The sequence below is a fragment of the Pelagibius litoralis genome, assembly GCF_011683915.1.
GTDB lineage: Bacteria > Pseudomonadota > Alphaproteobacteria > Kiloniellales > Kiloniellaceae > Pelagibius > Pelagibius litoralis.
Genome location: NZ_JAAQPH010000020.1, coordinates 15,812 through 30,764, shown reverse-complemented (window position 1 = coordinate 30,764; position 14,953 = coordinate 15,812). Strand labels below are relative to the sequence as shown.

Here is a 14,953-nt window from a genome sequence, read left to right as displayed (position 1 = left end):
CTAAAGGTAGACCTCTCGCCCTTGGGGTCGGAAGGGGGAAAATTAGGGCGTTGCGTCACGCTCTCGATTGGAACCCCGGGCACTTGACATCGGCAGCGGTGTTCAGTAAATTCTAATAACACGACTAATTCGTATTATTAGAATTTCAATAGAGGCAGCAAACCTTGAAAGTCACATCGTCGCAGTTTATCCGCAGCGTCGGTCTGTATCAGGATCAGGCCCAGATCGAGCCGGTGATCGTCATGAAACGAAAGCGCGCCCACACGGTGCTGTTATCGGCTGAGGAATATCGGCGGCTGCGGCGGCGCGCGCGGATCGTGCAGCGCACTGAGGAGATGAGCGACGCCGATATCGAAGCGATCGGCCGGGCAGAGGTTCCGTCAGGCCACGAAGATCTGAACCTGGAGCTGGATTGATCGGGCGGTGAGGTTCCCCAAACCGGAGCCGGGCCTAGTCATTCGCTACGCTTACCTGTGGTACGAAGAGGCGCAGGCGGGTCAGGAGGAAGGCACAAAGGATCGTCCCTGCGCGATCGTTCTGGCTGTGGAAGCGTCCGAGGGGGAAACCGTTGTGACCGTTGCCCCGGTCACCCATACCCCACCGACAGCGCCCGGTGTCGCCGTGGAGATCCCTCTGGCCACGAAAAGGCGGCTTGGGTTGGACGACGACCGTTCCTGGGTGGTGATCAGCGAGACCAACCGCTTCGTCTGGCCGGGCCCGGATCTCAGGCCGATTCAGGGCAGGCGCGATGGAGCGGTTGCCTATGGCTTTCTGCCGCCGAAACTCTTTGGGCAGATACGCGACCGGCTCGTAGCTTTCTATCGGGCCAAGAAGCATAGCGTCACGCCGCGCACGGAATGATCCGTGGTATGCTTTCCCGAGAAGCCGGATAGCCGCCGCCGGAAACTTCAACCCCCTTCCGGGTTGGCGTTCCGTTTAGTGTTTCGGGCCTGGATACTCTTCCGGTTAACCGCTATCCAAAGCGTTTTCTGCCAAGGCGTTTCCTGACGGCAGTTCTGCCATCGGGCTGCTTCATGACGGGATCGTTCCTGTCCTCGTGATCGGCGGCTTGCCGCCAAGACTGTGGGTAACGTCATGCGCATTGCGGTTCTCAGCGACCTCCATCTCGAATTCGGCGACTTTACAGCGGTTGATGTGAAAGCCGATGTCTTCGTGCTCGCGGGCGATATATCGAAGTCTGCCGCTGGGCTGCTTTGGGCGCGCCAGCTCTTCCCACCGGAGCGCACAGTCTGCATCGCGGGTAACCATGAGTTTTACGGGGCGGAATATCATGCCGTGATCGCAGCCTGCCGTGCTGCGGCAGTCGAAACCGGCCAGCACTTTCTCGAGAATGACAGCATCGTGGTCGGCGGTGTTCGCTTTGTCGGCGCGATCCTCTGGGCCGACTTCAGGCTCAATGGCGACAGCGATCGCCAGTACGATGCCATGGACATGGCAGGACGGATGATCAATGACTTCCGTATGATCACGATCGTCGGCCCCGAAGAAGAACGACGCAGGTTCCAGCCTAGCGATGCCCTCTTTCTGCATGAACAGTCGCGGGCGTTTCTGGAAGCCGAACTGGCCAAACCGTTTGGTGGAGAGACAGTCGTCATCACGCATTTTCTGCCGTCGCGCCAGTCGATCTCGGAGAGGTTCAAGGGCGATCCGTTGAATCCCTACTTCTGTTCGGATCTGATGGCGCTGATCGAAGAGCGGCAGCCGGCACTCTGGATCCACGGGCATACCCATGACAGCTGCGATTACCGCATCGGCAGGACGCGGGTTGTCTGCAATCCGCGCGGCTACTTTCCGAGAGAACTCAATCCCGCATTCGATCCCGGACTGGTGATCGAGGTGTAACGGATGACTGCATCGACTTCGACCTCGCTGTCATCGTCCATCACCACTTCGAAGCGGTTCTTACTGCGGCGAATGACCTGAATGTGACCCAGTGCACCCTCTGCAGCCATCAGTATAACGGACTGTCCGGAATCAAATCGGACGGTCGCCGCAGAGAGGTCATCGCCCGTCAGCTTCAGCTTCTCCATGATGATCTTTTTTAGGACGACCGTCATGGAGTGACTTGATCCTCAAAAACTCACGTTTAGCTTGGACGAGTTTCAAGTGGCAGCCAGGATCACTTTTCGAATCACCCGCCAGGGTGATCCGGTCTCCGCGAATGCGAATGATGCCGGAAGAGCTCTACGCCTTCCTAGTGATAGCCGGCTCTTGCCCGCCGCTCCAGACGAAGGACCAGGTATCGCCCTGACGAATATTCTGGACGATGTGTGGGCGAAAGGCCGCTAGGCAGCTGCCCCCTTCTTTCCGTGCAGAGGGATAGATCACACCCTGGCTGCCGCTCTGAAACAGCTCTGCTGCGAGTGCCTGCCCGGCGGGATAGCCCTTATCGGGATCGGGGTCGAGAACCGCCTTTCCCTCGTAACTGGCCAGGTCATGAAACCGCACCGTGAAGCCGGCAATCAGCTCGCAGTAGGCCGTGATGTTCTCATAGATGCCTGTAGCATCCAGCTCCCTCGTCAGATGCCAGGCGACCTCCGACTGTGCGGTCTCGACGGCATTCGGGCCCCAGGTCGCATACCAAGCGCCCCGCTCCGGCCGGTTGAACCTGTTTCCGCTGGCACGGGTATAGCAGAAGGCCGCGTTGACGTAGCTCCAGCCAAAGCCGTGTCGTTCGCTCAGGAGCTCATCAGGATGAACGCCACCCGGGACCGGGGTAGTGAGTCGCCTTCTGGGTGACGTCAAGCCCTCGAGCTCTTCCAGGTAAGCCAAGTCGCCGTCATCATCGGCCAGGGGTTTCAAAGCCGGTTCACTGATATAGGCCGTGGAAATCAATCGGATCGTGTCAGGTTCGGCGAACTGAACGATTGGCAAGCCACTGGCGGAGATCACACCCCGCCTCGAAGCGCATCTATGTGCTGACGAACAGCCATCATGGCCGGAATGCCGCCGGCGGTCATCACATCGACAGGGCTGCGCCCGCCAAAGCCCGCTCCGCTGTTTGCCGTCTTTGGCCAGCCATAGGTCAGCGGTCCATTGAAAAGCAGCCTCAGGCCTTTATAGAGGCCGAGCAGCAAGCTCGCGCGTGTGACCTTGTCCTGGTCCAGCTTGCCCCTGAATGTGCCGGCCTTCATCCGGCCCCAAGTCGCCATGGGAACATCGAACAATGCGGCAGCCTCCTGATTGGACAGCTGCCAGGCCTCCGCGGTGCGGACGACCGCTTTCACCACGGCATCGATCCTGTCTTGCTCATTGAGCGGCATCAAAGCTTGACGCCCAGCCTCGGTGACATCAATGACCATAATACAAATCCTCTTATGATTGTGATTAACATATCATATGAGGTGGGCTTTTGTCAAACATAGGGCGTCACACCGGCTGTGGCGTCTCACATAAAGGCTCAAAACCACAAGAAATAGACAATGGATCGAAAGAGAGTTTGCGAGCCCTAAGTGATTGATTGTTCGCACTATAAAAAAAGGGCTTCTTAGGAACACTTTGTGGGGGACCAGAATCCTACAGCTAAGAGCATTGTGGGTGCTGACGACAGCGGCGCCCAACTTTCGTCAGGTTGACAGAATTTCAAGCTCATAATTTGGATGTCGTAGGTTCAAATCCTGCCCCCGCAACCAACGGAAATTGCGATCCCGCAGTTCCAGACCCGCCACGGCCTCCCGTGGCGGGTTTTTGGTTTGCGGAGACGAACTCCAGGAAGCCGGCGAGGAGGCTTCGCTGACCGTCACCTTGGTGCGGATCCCCGCCTTGGTGAGCAGTGAGCCGATGGCCTCGGCCGTCTCCTTGTTGGCACCGTCCACGTCGAGAGTAACGTCGAGCCCGTCCGGATAACCAGCCTCAGCCAGCAGGGTCTTGGCCCTGTCGAGGTCGTAGGCATAAGCCGGAAGGTTCTTGTTCTTGCCGAAGGCGTCGGGACTGAGGATACCGTCGATTAATGTCGCCTTGCCATCGAGGATCTTGTCGACGATCAACTCGCGGTCCAGTGCATGGGCCATGGCGTGGCGTACGCGCACGTCGTCGAAAGGCGCGACCTGGTTGTTGAGAGCGATGAAGGTGGAACGCGTGCCATTGACCGCCATCACCTGCGTGCCCGGATTGTTTTCGACCTGCTTGACGTTGTGGGTCGGTAGGGAATTGATAATATGGACATCGCCGGCGAGGAGCGCGGCGACACGCGAGGCGTTCTCCGGAATGACCTTGAAGATCACGCGGTCAACGCAGGCTTTGCCTACAGGTGCGATGTCGGTGGCGCCGCCATAGTAGCCGTCATAGCGCTCCATGATGACCGAATCGCCGCGGCGCCAGTCGATCAGCTTAAAGGGACCGGTACCGTTCACCGCACCGGCCATGCCTTCGGTGCCGACCTTCTCGACGTGCGCCTTCGACACGATTTCCTGGAATGGCAGCATGGCCGGCAGGATCGGCCAGGGCTCTTTCAGGATCATATGCACCGTGTGATCGTCTATGACGTTGATCTCTTTCAAAGGTCCCAGAAGGCTCTTGCGCGGGCTGGTCTGCCCGCCCATGGCGCCGTCCTGGATCAGGCGGTCAAAGGTGAACTTGATGTCCTCGGCAGTCATCGCGCTGCCGTCATGGAAGGTCACGCCCTGGCGCAGCTTGAACTCGTAGGTGGTCGGGTTGACGGCGGACCACGACTCCGCCAGTTCGGGCACGACATTCATGGCCGAGTCGCGGGTGAGCAGGCCGTCGGACATGTTGCGGATGATGGTTTCTGTTTCTCGATTGCGGTGGTTGGCCGGATCGAGGGTCAGCGCATCGGCGGTGAAACCGACCCGCAGTTCCGCAGCGTTGGCGCTGGCCAATGGCAGCGCGATCATGGCCGCGGCGCCCAAGGCGATCCATTTAACTTTCATGTGACAGCCTCCTCTATTTTTTAAATCGTTTCCCTTTGGCTGGGTGCGTTGTTCTTCTTGGTGTCGCTCCAGCACATTCACGGTAGGTATGGCTGCAACTACTATGCCACCAATGCTGCTATGCATTTATCTTGTTGATTCTTAGTACGTATTTCGAAGGTAGAGCTTACTGATCGAAGCGGCGAAACTTAAGCGCCTGGATTTCCTGCGCGAATTTAGCGCTGGGCTGCGCGGTATTCACGCTCCGATTCTGCGCCTTCAAAGAGCAGAAGTTCTTTTTTTGCGAACTATGCCCTTGGATCTCTGAGCCAGCTTCAGGAAGACTTGCCAAATGTCAGGTCATGGCGTTCAACCGTCTAGCCGGCTGCCACCATTGGACGACCGGTTGACGACTCGAAAGTTGACGTTTGCGCCAGTGATAATGAATTGCAGAGACGAGTTGCCTAGGGCCATTTGAATTGGTCTCAGATCGGCCAGTAGCCGCCGTTTATCGTGCTCTTAGGAAAGGTCTGATCATGGATCAGAAAGCGGCCCTTCGCATAGCGTCGCGCACGGCGGGGCGCAGCCATTCGAACCTCCAAATGGGCTTGCACCAACATCGCAATGTTCTATTATTGTTCTCCAATTGGGAAGTCACGTATGGCCGGATTCAGACTGATCTGCGAAGTTCATCTCGTGCTGTTCCAAGGCGATGCGGTCTTGATGCTGCGGCGGTTCAATACGGGATACGAAGATGGGAAGTACAGTTTGGTCGCCGGCCATGTGGAGGGTAGCGAGCCGTCCGTACCCGGGAGGGACTCAAGGTTGACGTTCCCGGCGAAGAGGTCGGATCCGAGCTAGCCGACATCCTGATCTATGTTTGTGCGGTGGCAAACCGGTACGACCTTGACCTGGAGGCGTCCTTTCGAGCGAAGGAAGATGTGAACAAGAGACGTATCTGGACGGAGTCCTAGGGGATTATCATTGTGGTCTTTTTCGGCTGTTGGCGGGGGGCAACCTGCCTCCTGCCCCTTGTTGGCTGAGAACCGCCGTTTCGCGAGTTGTCCGGTAACTCGCATGGCGGTCGAGACAGTATCCAGACACCCCGATTGAAGGCACTCAAGATTTGCACAGTGTCGCTAGCGCTCTGAGGTCGATACACTAGGTTTGCGCCGGGCCGGCACCAGCTTGCCGACGGATAGCGGACAGTATCGACGGCGCCAACTCAATTAGGTTCTTTAGGAGAGGCTCGAATCAAGTGACCTCCAAGGACGGGAACAAAGAGCTAGACGATGCACGCCGCCTCGCGATCGAAATCGCGGTCGAAGCCGGTGTGATCATCCAGTCATGGCGTCACAAGATCGTGACGCGCTTCAAGTCGGACGGGACGGAGGTAACGCAGGCGGACACCGAGGCCGAGACCCACATCCGCAAACGGCTTGAAGCCGCATATGCCGGCGCGCCGGTGCTTGGAGAGGAGTTTGGCGGAGAGGCGAAGCCCGCACTTGGCGATCAGTGGGTCGTCGATCCGCTCGACGGCACGACGCCGTTCTCGGTCGGCTCACCGATGTACGGAACGCTGATCGCCCTGCTTCGCGACGGGGAGCCCGTCGTCGGAGTGATCCATCTCCCAGCTCTTGGAGAGACGATCTCCGCTGCCGTGGGCTGCGGCTGCTGGTTGGAGATCGATGACGAGCCGCCTGTCCGGGTTCGGGTCAGCGAGGTGGTGCAACTTCAGGACGCCTTCGTGTCGACCTCCGGTCTCCATGCCACCGAGATTCAAGCCAACGATGGTGCGGCGCCCTACAGTCTGGCCTCCCTCGTTCGGCATGCGCGAAAGCTGCGCGTCCTGGGTGACTGCGTCCAGCACGCCCTGGTTTGCCGGGGACGGATCGACCTTGCCATCGACGCGATCATGCAGCCCTGGGACAGCGCGGCGTTGATCCCCTGCGTCCGTGAGGCCGGTGGCTGTGTCGCCGACATGCGCGGTTGCACTGATGAGCTAGTCTTTGCCGGGAGCCTCGTAAGCGCATCCTCTCCGGCTCTGCTCGATCAGGCGCTCGACGCGATGAATTCATCTTAGTGTCGTGAGTCAGCGGTCGCCTGTGAGCCAGCAGGAAGAGATGACAACACTCGACATCGCCGTCCGACACGACCGCCATAGCAGTCGTGGTCAACACGTCGTATTCGACATCTCCGGCCTTGCGCATGGCACGCAGTTTGGCATTCTGCTCGGCAACGGCGGCCGGTACCGTGACTATCTCGATGCCGGTCGCAGCGGTGAAGGGGTCGTAGAAGTGCTCCTTCAAGGCATCGCCGAATCCTCCCCCGGTTGCAACAACCACAAGCTCTTCTGAAGCCATCACAAATGGCTCATGTCGACCCATGGCGGCCGGTTAGGCTTGCTAGCGCGAACGTCCATTTTCGTATGGCAGACTCACCGTCGAGCATGCATGGGCGGAACGGGCAAGAAGAGCCAGTATTGGAGGTGCAGACGGGCGCCCGCAGTGAGAAACCAACCGACACAACAGGAGCTTTTTCGAGTTTGAGTCAGATGTTTCGCCCGACAGGCGTCCGATTTAGTTGCAGCGGGAGCATCGGGGTTAGGGCGTCCACTTGGCCACAGAAGAGCTAAGAGTCATTCTCTGGCGAGGTGATTGAGAACAGCCTTGTCGTTTTTTTGAGCGTGCGCAAAACCACAAATACGATCGCGCCAACAGCGAACAGAGTTGGCCAGATAAAGTCTGTGTGCAGCCATTGCTCCAGTGAATCGCCTTCCACGACCAGGTCGCTCATGACTTCCATGACAAAGAAAACCGCGATGATCGCAAAATAGCCGTAGGGTTCGCGCCGCAGGATGGTCTTCCATGAAAGTGTCCGTTCCGGTGATCGCCAGCGGCTTACTACCGGAATGAATGCGGGCGTCGCCTTTGCCCAATCTTCGAAGGCCTGACCAAATCGTTGGTGCAGAAATGCCTCTTCCGCAGCCATGATGCGTTCGTAGTAAACCCAGAACGCGAGGACGCCTACCAGAACGAACCACCATACTTGCACCGCAAGCAGAATACCCGCGAAGACGATGAAGTTGGCAAGATACAGAGGGTGTCTGCAGATTGAGTAGAAACCCGAGGTGTTTAGCTCGTCTGCTCGCTGCAGTCGGGTGTTTCGTCCTGAGGTACCCGGCGGTACATGCCCCACGATATGAACGCGAATAGTCTGTCCCGCAACTGCCAAGAAAAAGCAGAACAGAACCCACGCTTCCTCGCCCGCCTCGCCAAACCAGAAATCAAAAACGCCGAACTCCCAGATCGCTGCAAGCGCTACCGGGGCCAGCATCAGCGGAATAAAGCTCCGCCAGTGAAAGAGGAGTCCGCCCTGACGGACCATTTCATCCTGAAGCACCGCCATCCTCGATTCCAGTTCCGGCTGTAAACCTTAGGTAGGTTTTCGTCATAAGAGATGACCGACGTTCATACTGGCCATACTGGCGAGCGACGTTGAACCATGATGTCACGGATAAGCCATCCATTCGCGCGTGACTCATTGACCGTAATCCGGAAAACAGCAATTGAACAGTGATATGCCCCGAAGGGTCATTTTTCACCGTCCCTGCAGCGATCTTCGAGCATCTGCCTTCGGACCAGAAAGCCGACGTTGCGAGCGCCTCAAACGAACGGCCCTTCATGGCCGAACCGAGACGCAGCCATCGGCGGGGCCGAGAAGGGTCCAGCGGAGGCCACCACAAGCGGCTCAAGTCGACCCCAAGCAGTCGTTCGACCCTGACCAGTTGAATGACTGCGGTGCGGGACGAAGCTGCCGTTCGCTGCACCTGCCGAAACGTCGAAGGTATAACTGGGAAGCAGAAGTTCGCTACGCTGAGAACTCAGTAGTGAGCCGGCAGTGCCCAAAGCACGACCTACATGCCTTTCAATTAGGATACTGACGTGGTCAGCGACAGTACTCTCCGGTATGTATCTCCCCGCCATTGCTGACCGTTCGCGTGACAAAATCGTAGCATCCGTCTGTATCTGACGGCGCGTAGCGGATGTAGTAGTCTTGGCCCCGGTAGCTGTAGTCCATGCTCCGGCGTCCATCGCTCTCTTCCGAGAAGTCGAGGTTTTCGACCCCGCCCTCAGGCGGTCGTCCGGGGGCTGTCCCGCCCCCATCGGCAGCGGAGAGCGGCCGCACCCGTGGAAGGCCATCGAACTCGGGCACCTCGCCCATCAGGCATTGCACGATGTAAGGGGCCTCCGCCGAAGTGTGGTAGCGATAGCCGAACGTGTCGTCGGCCTGGCCGTTGCACACTCCCAGATCGCCCTCGGCAATCACGGTCCCATCCGGATTGTTGTCGCCATAGATGGGAAAGCCATCGAACGCCCAACCGATAATGGCATCGTGCCCGGCATTGGCCATCTGTTCGATCATGCAGGTCGGCTTGGCGTGATAGTGATAATCGTCGCCGCGCCCGGCATGGCCGCCACAGACATCGAGCTGCCCCGTCTGAACCGTATCGTGACGAGTCTGGTGATGGGCCAGGTCTTCCTGGCTCATCTCACCGCCGGCGGTGTAGTCGTAGATTGGCACCCCATTTACCGCCACGCCCAGTGCCGCGTCGCGGGTCAGCGGCGTGTCGCCCAGGCGCGGCTCCAGCAGGATCGGCGCGCCATATTCAGCTGGCACCGGCACCTGTTCATTCGTTCCGACGATTCCCGTCATCATCGTGTGATCGGGATAGGTGTCGGATCGAATAATCGCGTGTTCGTCCGTGCAGGTGACCGTGACACTGTCGCCAAAACCCGCCTCGGCAACCGATGCGGCAACCGCGGCGCAGTGATCTTCATGGGCGGCCGCAGCCAAGGCACCGCCAATTCCCAGAAGGGCGGTCGTCACAAACAGCGTGGAACGGGTCATCTTGATGCTCATATGTCCAAATCCAAAGCAGGCAGATCGATTGCAGCGGCTACTCGACCGTCAACCGGCACAGAACCGTATTGCTCTGTTCAAGATCCGGCCCCCAAATCAGTTGGGCGGCGTCAGACCACTCGACTTCGTCATACCCGTCCTTCGGGCTGACCTCGCGTTCGGAATACACATCTGCCTGCGGCCAATCCGACGCATCGAAGCCTGCCTGGTCCCAGTTCGCAGGCTCCTCCATGGCGTCAAAGGTGCAGGCGCCAACGCCCGCCACCGGATCAGCTTCCCGTTCGCAAGACTTGTCCAAAGGCGCCGAGTGAATGACGAGACATTGCCAGGCCGCATTGCTGACGGCGACCGTTTCGCCCAAGGCATCCTTGATCTGCAGGATAACGCCACCGTCTCCCATTTGCTGGCGCCGCGTGCCGATGTACTCGAGCCCCGTATCGTTCTCCATGAAGTCCTTCGCCACGATGCCGATGACAAAGGGGGGCTCGGCCTCGAACTGGAAGCTTTCGGCATTGAAGGACCGCTCCGTCGTAATCGGCACGCTGTCCTGGGCGACTTGGACGCCGTCGATCCGCATCTCAAACCAGTTGTCGGCCCAGACGTCCGCTGAGTAGGGCTCCGCGCAGGCGACGGCTGGCGATAAAGACATGAGCGTCATGGCTGCGATGGAGCGTATCATGGGTCATCCTTGCGTTTGGGCTGGTAGGTACACGTGCCACCCGCTACGGAACGGCGCGACAACAAATAGGTGGCCCAGATCCGGCCCATCACGCCAGCGGCCTCGGCGAGGGCGGTACAATGAGCGTCAGCACCGTCAAGGTCGGCCCCCTTGCCCGGGTTTTGGCTTGTGACGAAGAAGCTCATGCCGGTCTCCTGCGCCGATGCCGGCCCAGTGCAGGCGATCGAAAGACATGTGGCCAAAAAAAATATCTGATCATCGTGCGCCTTCTGCGAGAGGGAATCTCGCTTGCCGAGGCAAATGTGCCTTGCGGGCAGCTAATCGTTAGGATATTAATTATTAGTATGTTAAGTCAAGGCTCGAGATTCCACCTGCTGCTGCACTCCGCCGATTTGTTGGAGGAGCGGCTGCGGATTCAGCTTTCGCCGCTCGGCGTCAGACCGCGGCAAGCGCGGGTCCTAGACGCCCTCCACCGCATGGGGTCGGTGTCACAGGTCGAGCTTGCGCGCGAGTTCGACGTCAGCGCCGCGAGCATGAGCACGATGTCGGCCCGGCTGATCGAAGCAGGCTTCATCCTCCGCACGACGAACCCGGATGAGTTGCGTAGCAACGTGCTGCGTCTGTCCGACAGCGGCCGCGCGCTTCTTAAGGATGTCAAAGCCGCTTGGCGCGAGGTGGACGTGATCATCGAAAATGCGATCGGTGCCGAGGATGCTGAAGCGCTGGCAAGACTGACCCACAAGCTGCGCGACCAGCTTGGCGGTCGGGGCCCTGGCCGAGGCCATGCAAAGACCCTTGCGAAAGCCGCCACCCCGCGCAAGCGCCGTCGACGGGCGACCGAACCGCCAGCTTAGCCGGATCGCAACGAGAGCTCCCGCACAGCGGTCGAGCCACCACAGCAGTTAAGGAGAAACCTATGCATCGCTCCGCGTCTTGCTGACTCCCGCTCCTTTGCGCGGCAATGCTTACCCCATCCGGAGGGGGCCGTTCCGGCGGGTGGAAAAATCCATAAAAAAGGAGGCCCCTCGGCTGTACCGCTACGCAAATTCATACCGTAAAGCGTACTTTTCTTCCCTCAACCAGCCTGACATTGTGTTTGTCTGGATACCGAAGACGGCGGGTAAGCGCGGTCACGCACGGCGTCCGTGATGGGCTCAATGCGGTCTTTAAGACTCTCGTTATTCAATGACCGTTTCTGGCCGAACCTTGCCGCCGACGGCGGTGGGTCGAGCAAGGCCAGTCGAGGCCACCACAAGCGGCTCAAGTCGACCCGAAGCGGCCAGCGGCATTGGGCGGTCGGAACGACCGGGAAGCGGTCGAAACGGTTATCCGACTAAGTTAGTCAAATGATCGTATGTGCCCTAGACGACCAATTGATGATTGCCTGAAATCAGTGCGTCGAGGTGGATCCCATGGTTTTCTGGATAGCGAGTGTGGTTGGTTTGGCGATCGCTTATCTGTTCGGCTCTACGCCCACGGGCTATCTGGCGGGGAAACTGCTCAAGGGCATCGATATCCGAGAGCATGGCTCCAGATCCACTGGTGCAACGAACGTATTGCGAACCCTGGGGAAATGGCCTGCGTTGGTGGTGCTCTTAGTAGATGTGCTGAAAGGTGCGGGGGCGATCGTCTTTGCCCGCTGGTTTTATCCTTGGTCCTATACATTGCCGTCCGTCACGCCACCGACAGCGCTTGATCTGCAAACCTGGCTGCCTTGGGCTGTTTGCTTGGCCGGGCTTGCCGCGTTGTTGGGGCATGGCCGTTCGATTTGGTTGAACTTTACAGGCGGCAAATCCGCTGCGACGGGGCTAGGCGTGTTGCTGGCCATGTCTTGGCCAGTTGGTTTAGGTGCTGCGACGGTTTTTGGCATTGTGCTGGCTGTTTCTCGGATTGTTTCCCTTAGTTCGATGCTAGCGGCGTTGGCTGCGATCGCCCTCATCTATGGCTTGGAGCAACCGTTGCCCTATCAGTTATTGGTGACTGCAGGTAGCATCTATGTGATTGTGCGGCATCGTGCCAACATTCAGCGGCTGCTGGCTGGGACAGAGTCGCGCCTGGGGCAGAGTAGCCCGGAATCGAAAACTTAGTGCGTGCATTCTGGGACTGTCACGCCCGTCACTGATGACCGCTTCTAGCCGAAAGGCGTCACCACTTACCCGGACGCAGAACAGGTCCCTTGATGAAATACCATCTCCCAATGCTCCCCGTTAGACCGCCAAATCGAACTTCGAAGGGTACCTGTCTCGCGAATCCGGTAGGTGACAAGCACGACCAAAGATGAAAGCTCGAGGGCCTTGAAGTTGATGATCGTACGGGGGCCGTCAAATCCCGGATCTTGGCGCAAAGCCTCTATCATGATCGCCTTGTCGTAAACGCGACCGGAGCTCCCGAATTCAACGAAGTCGTCGGACAAGAGGCGATCGACCTCGCTCGGCGAGCATCGAACTAGGGGGTCCAATAAGCGAGCTTCCAAAGTGTGCAGCACTTCGGCGATTTCCGTTTCTGCATTCATTCTACGAGTGTAGCACAGATCAATTTCGCGGTAGGCCGCCTGCGATCCCAAAATAGAGGAGAGCCCTGAAAGCCGCCGCCTTTTGCTCACAAGCCGCCGCCTTCAGGGACCATGATGATCACTTCTGGCTGAATCTTGTTGCTGATGACAGCGGTCCGAGCGGGACCCAGCCAAGGGCACCACAGGCGGTTCAAATCGACCCAACCCAGCCATTCAGACTGAGCAACTTGAACGACTGAAAAGTGGACGGAGCTGCCCTTGCCGGATCGCTGCGTGGCGGGCGGTTCGATTGAAGGGCGGCGTCCAAGCAACTCGATACCTTGACGCCAAGGTCACAATTGCCTAGCGTCACAGATGTTGCTGTAGGGCACATCGGCTCGTGAGCCGGAGGGGCATTGCCCGCCTACGACAAAGTCCCAACAAGCAACGAGCCCATGCCAACCATCGAAAATCTCAGAAAGCAAGCCAAGCTTTATCGGCGATGGCACCGTGAAGGATATTTCCCTGTCGCGGCGCAGATCAGCCGGTTCTTGGTCCGATACAGAGACTTGTCCGATAGGGAAGTCTTGGACGCTGATTTCAAGCTCAGCGATGCCCAGGAACTTGTAGCCAAAAAGCACGGTTTCAAGAACTGGCCAACGCTCAAAAAAGGTATTGAAACAATGGCGATATCACCGCCATCCAAAGCTAGCGCGTCAACGATCATGGCGGCTGAACCTCAACTCTTCGTCTCCGACATCGAGTTTGCCTGCCGGTTCTATACTGAAAGGCTCGGATTCAAGATCGGGTTCTCCTATGGAGAACCACCATTTTACGCACAGGTCTATCGCGATGGAGGGCGTTTGAATCTGCGGAAGGTTGGCGGGCCGGTCTTCAACAGCGACTTTCGGACCCGAGAGCGTGATGCTCTGTCCGCGACGCTAACCCTCGACGATGCCAAGCCACTGTTTCTGGAATTCCAGAAAGCAAACGTTGCGTTTCACCAGACCTTGAAGACTGAGCCATGGGGTGCCCGCACTTTCATCGTGCAAGACCCCGACGGCAATCTGATTTGCTTCGCGGGAAGTGCAGGCTAGTCCGATTTGGGCTCTGTGCGGTCATTGGAGTGCCTGTCAGAAACTGCCGTTTCTGGCCGGTCTGGGACCACTTGGATCGGCTCAAGTCGACCCGAAGCGGCCGCCCATGATCCTTGGCGCGAGCGTCAGCTTTTAGATCGCAAAACGGCCGTCTGACGGCGGAGATCGCCTATGAAGCTGTCAGCTGCTGCTCGATTGCATCGAGGATCATCTCAACCATAACCGCATGAACTTGCCCCGGTTTTTGCGTCTTGAAGACCGGAACAAGCCGTTTGACGACAGGAAACTGGTCGGCAGGCAGCGCCTCCACCTCAGCAATGTCCTGCTGCGTCGCCGATTGCAACATGCCACCCACTTCGGCCGTAGCGAGCCCGAGCACGCTCGCATACCAACCGCAGCAGATAGTTGATATCTGCTGATCGTTCAGGCCCGCGTCGTCCAAGGCCTGATAGACCATTTCCGCGTGCCTGTAGTCCGATGGTCCCGTCATCCAGAAACGGGTAAGGAGGGGGAAGGTCTGCGGATAGCGCAGCGCTAACGCCCGGTATTGATGGGCCATGTCAGCAAGGCGTTCGCGCCAAGGGGCGTTGGGGTCAACCGGTTTCACCTCGGCGTTTAGCGCGTCGGCCATGGCACGCTCCAGCCCTACTTTCGATTTGAAATGATAGAGCACGGCCATCGGGTCGCAGCCGAACGTGTTTGCGAGTTTGCGAACGCTGAAGCCGTCCGCCCCTTCCTCTTCCATCAAGGCGATGCCGGCTCGGACGATTTCGTTGGGTGAGATGCCTTTTGGCCCAGGACGCGTCAGTTTTTTCGACAACGTAGAAATTCCACTTGACGATTCTCCGCTGTAGAAATTATATCTCTTCGGTGT

The 14,953-nt window shown here is 58.4% G+C and carries 17 protein-coding genes; 8 read left to right on the top strand and 9 right to left on the bottom strand.

What is annotated here, in order from left to right; genetic code table 11:
- Positions 1-164 precede the first annotated feature (164 nt).
- The 3 genes from HBA54_RS21870 to HBA54_RS21860 all read left to right on the top strand — a co-directional run bounded on the left by HBA54_RS21870 (position 165) and on the right by HBA54_RS21860 (position 1,863).
- Complete coding sequence (locus HBA54_RS21870; RefSeq protein ID WP_167228689.1) at positions 165-416, top strand: type II toxin-antitoxin system Phd/YefM family antitoxin; 252 nt, start codon at positions 165-167, stop codon at positions 414-416.
- Positions 417-423: 7 nt separating this feature from the next.
- The gene (locus HBA54_RS21865) at positions 424-861 is read left to right on the top strand and encodes a type II toxin-antitoxin system PemK/MazF family toxin (RefSeq protein WP_167228687.1); all 438 of its coding nucleotides are present in this window, start codon (positions 424-426) and stop codon (positions 859-861) included.
- Positions 862-1,095: 234 nt separating this feature from the next.
- The gene (locus HBA54_RS21860) at positions 1,096-1,863 is read left to right on the top strand and encodes a metallophosphoesterase (protein ID WP_167228684.1); all 768 of its coding nucleotides are present in this window, start codon (positions 1,096-1,098) and stop codon (positions 1,861-1,863) included.
- Here HBA54_RS21860 and HBA54_RS21855 read toward each other — a convergent pair.
- The 4 genes from HBA54_RS21855 to HBA54_RS21840 form a co-directional block, all read right to left on the bottom strand.
- Positions 1,806-2,078: a hypothetical protein gene (locus HBA54_RS21855; protein WP_167228682.1), complete on the bottom strand. Its 273-nt coding sequence runs from the start codon at positions 2,076-2,078 to the stop codon at positions 1,806-1,808. The two genes, HBA54_RS21860 and HBA54_RS21855, sit on opposite strands and share 58 nt — an antisense overlap.
- Before the next feature lie 127 nt (positions 2,079-2,205).
- Positions 2,206-2,913, bottom strand: coding sequence for an RES family NAD+ phosphorylase (locus HBA54_RS21850; RefSeq protein WP_205944827.1), 708 nt, complete (start codon positions 2,911-2,913; stop codon positions 2,206-2,208).
- The gene (locus tag HBA54_RS21845) at positions 2,910-3,323 is read right to left on the bottom strand and encodes an antitoxin Xre-like helix-turn-helix domain-containing protein (RefSeq protein WP_167228678.1); all 414 of its coding nucleotides are present in this window, start codon (positions 3,321-3,323) and stop codon (positions 2,910-2,912) included. Before HBA54_RS21845 ends, HBA54_RS21850 begins: the two co-directional genes overlap by 4 nt.
- Before the next feature lie 264 nt (positions 3,324-3,587).
- Positions 3,588-4,910, bottom strand: coding sequence for an ABC transporter substrate-binding protein (locus HBA54_RS21840; RefSeq protein WP_167228676.1), 1,323 nt, complete (start codon positions 4,908-4,910; stop codon positions 3,588-3,590).
- Positions 4,911-6,147: 1,237 nt separating this feature from the next.
- Between HBA54_RS21840 and HBA54_RS21835 the strand changes: the two genes are divergently transcribed.
- A complete protein-coding gene (locus HBA54_RS21835; RefSeq protein ID WP_167228674.1) occupies positions 6,148-6,972 on the top strand; it encodes an inositol monophosphatase family protein in 825 nt (274 codons plus the stop codon).
- A 40-nt stretch (positions 6,973-7,012) separates the two neighbouring features.
- Entirely contained in the window at positions 7,013-7,246 is a 234-nt protein-coding gene (locus HBA54_RS21830; protein ID WP_167228672.1) for a hypothetical protein, read from the top strand.
- Between the two features lie 274 nt (positions 7,247-7,520).
- Here the strand turns inward: HBA54_RS21830 and HBA54_RS21825 are convergent, their stop codons facing one another.
- The 3 genes from HBA54_RS21825 to HBA54_RS21815 form a co-directional block, all read right to left on the bottom strand.
- The gene (locus tag HBA54_RS21825; protein WP_167228670.1) at positions 7,521-8,297 is read right to left on the bottom strand and encodes a methyltransferase family protein; all 777 of its coding nucleotides are present in this window, start codon (positions 8,295-8,297) and stop codon (positions 7,521-7,523) included.
- A gap of 540 nt (positions 8,298-8,837) precedes the next feature.
- Positions 8,838-9,812, bottom strand: coding sequence for a YHYH protein (locus tag HBA54_RS21820; protein ID WP_205944826.1), 975 nt, complete (start codon positions 9,810-9,812; stop codon positions 8,838-8,840).
- Between the two features lie 37 nt (positions 9,813-9,849).
- Positions 9,850-10,491: a PEBP family protein gene (locus HBA54_RS21815; RefSeq protein ID WP_167228668.1), complete on the bottom strand. Its 642-nt coding sequence runs from the start codon at positions 10,489-10,491 to the stop codon at positions 9,850-9,852.
- A gap of 119 nt (positions 10,492-10,610) precedes the next feature.
- On the opposite strand from HBA54_RS21815, the gene HBA54_RS29205 reads away from it, so the two are divergent.
- Both HBA54_RS29205 and plsY read left to right on the top strand, forming a co-directional pair.
- The gene (locus HBA54_RS29205; protein ID WP_167228666.1) at positions 10,611-11,345 is read left to right on the top strand and encodes a MarR family winged helix-turn-helix transcriptional regulator; all 735 of its coding nucleotides are present in this window, start codon (positions 10,611-10,613) and stop codon (positions 11,343-11,345) included.
- Between the two features lie 558 nt (positions 11,346-11,903).
- The gene (gene plsY / locus HBA54_RS21805; protein WP_167228664.1) at positions 11,904-12,578 is read left to right on the top strand and encodes a glycerol-3-phosphate 1-O-acyltransferase PlsY; all 675 of its coding nucleotides are present in this window, start codon (positions 11,904-11,906) and stop codon (positions 12,576-12,578) included.
- A gap of 65 nt (positions 12,579-12,643) precedes the next feature.
- Here plsY and HBA54_RS29930 read toward each other — a convergent pair whose 3' ends face one another.
- A complete protein-coding gene (locus tag HBA54_RS29930; protein ID WP_367575718.1) occupies positions 12,644-13,003 on the bottom strand; it encodes a nuclear transport factor 2 family protein in 360 nt (119 codons plus the stop codon).
- Positions 13,004-13,437: 434 nt separating this feature from the next.
- Between HBA54_RS29930 and HBA54_RS21795 the strand changes: the two genes are divergently transcribed.
- Entirely contained in the window at positions 13,438-14,079 is a 642-nt protein-coding gene (locus HBA54_RS21795) for a bleomycin resistance protein (protein WP_167228660.1), read from the top strand.
- Between the two features lie 169 nt (positions 14,080-14,248).
- On the opposite strand, the gene HBA54_RS21790 is transcribed toward HBA54_RS21795, so the two are convergent.
- Positions 14,249-14,899 carry a TetR/AcrR family transcriptional regulator gene (locus HBA54_RS21790; RefSeq protein WP_205944825.1) on the bottom strand — a complete coding sequence of 217 codons (651 nt, stop codon included), beginning with the start codon at positions 14,897-14,899 and terminating at the stop codon, positions 14,249-14,251.
- Positions 14,900-14,953 lie beyond the last annotated feature (54 nt).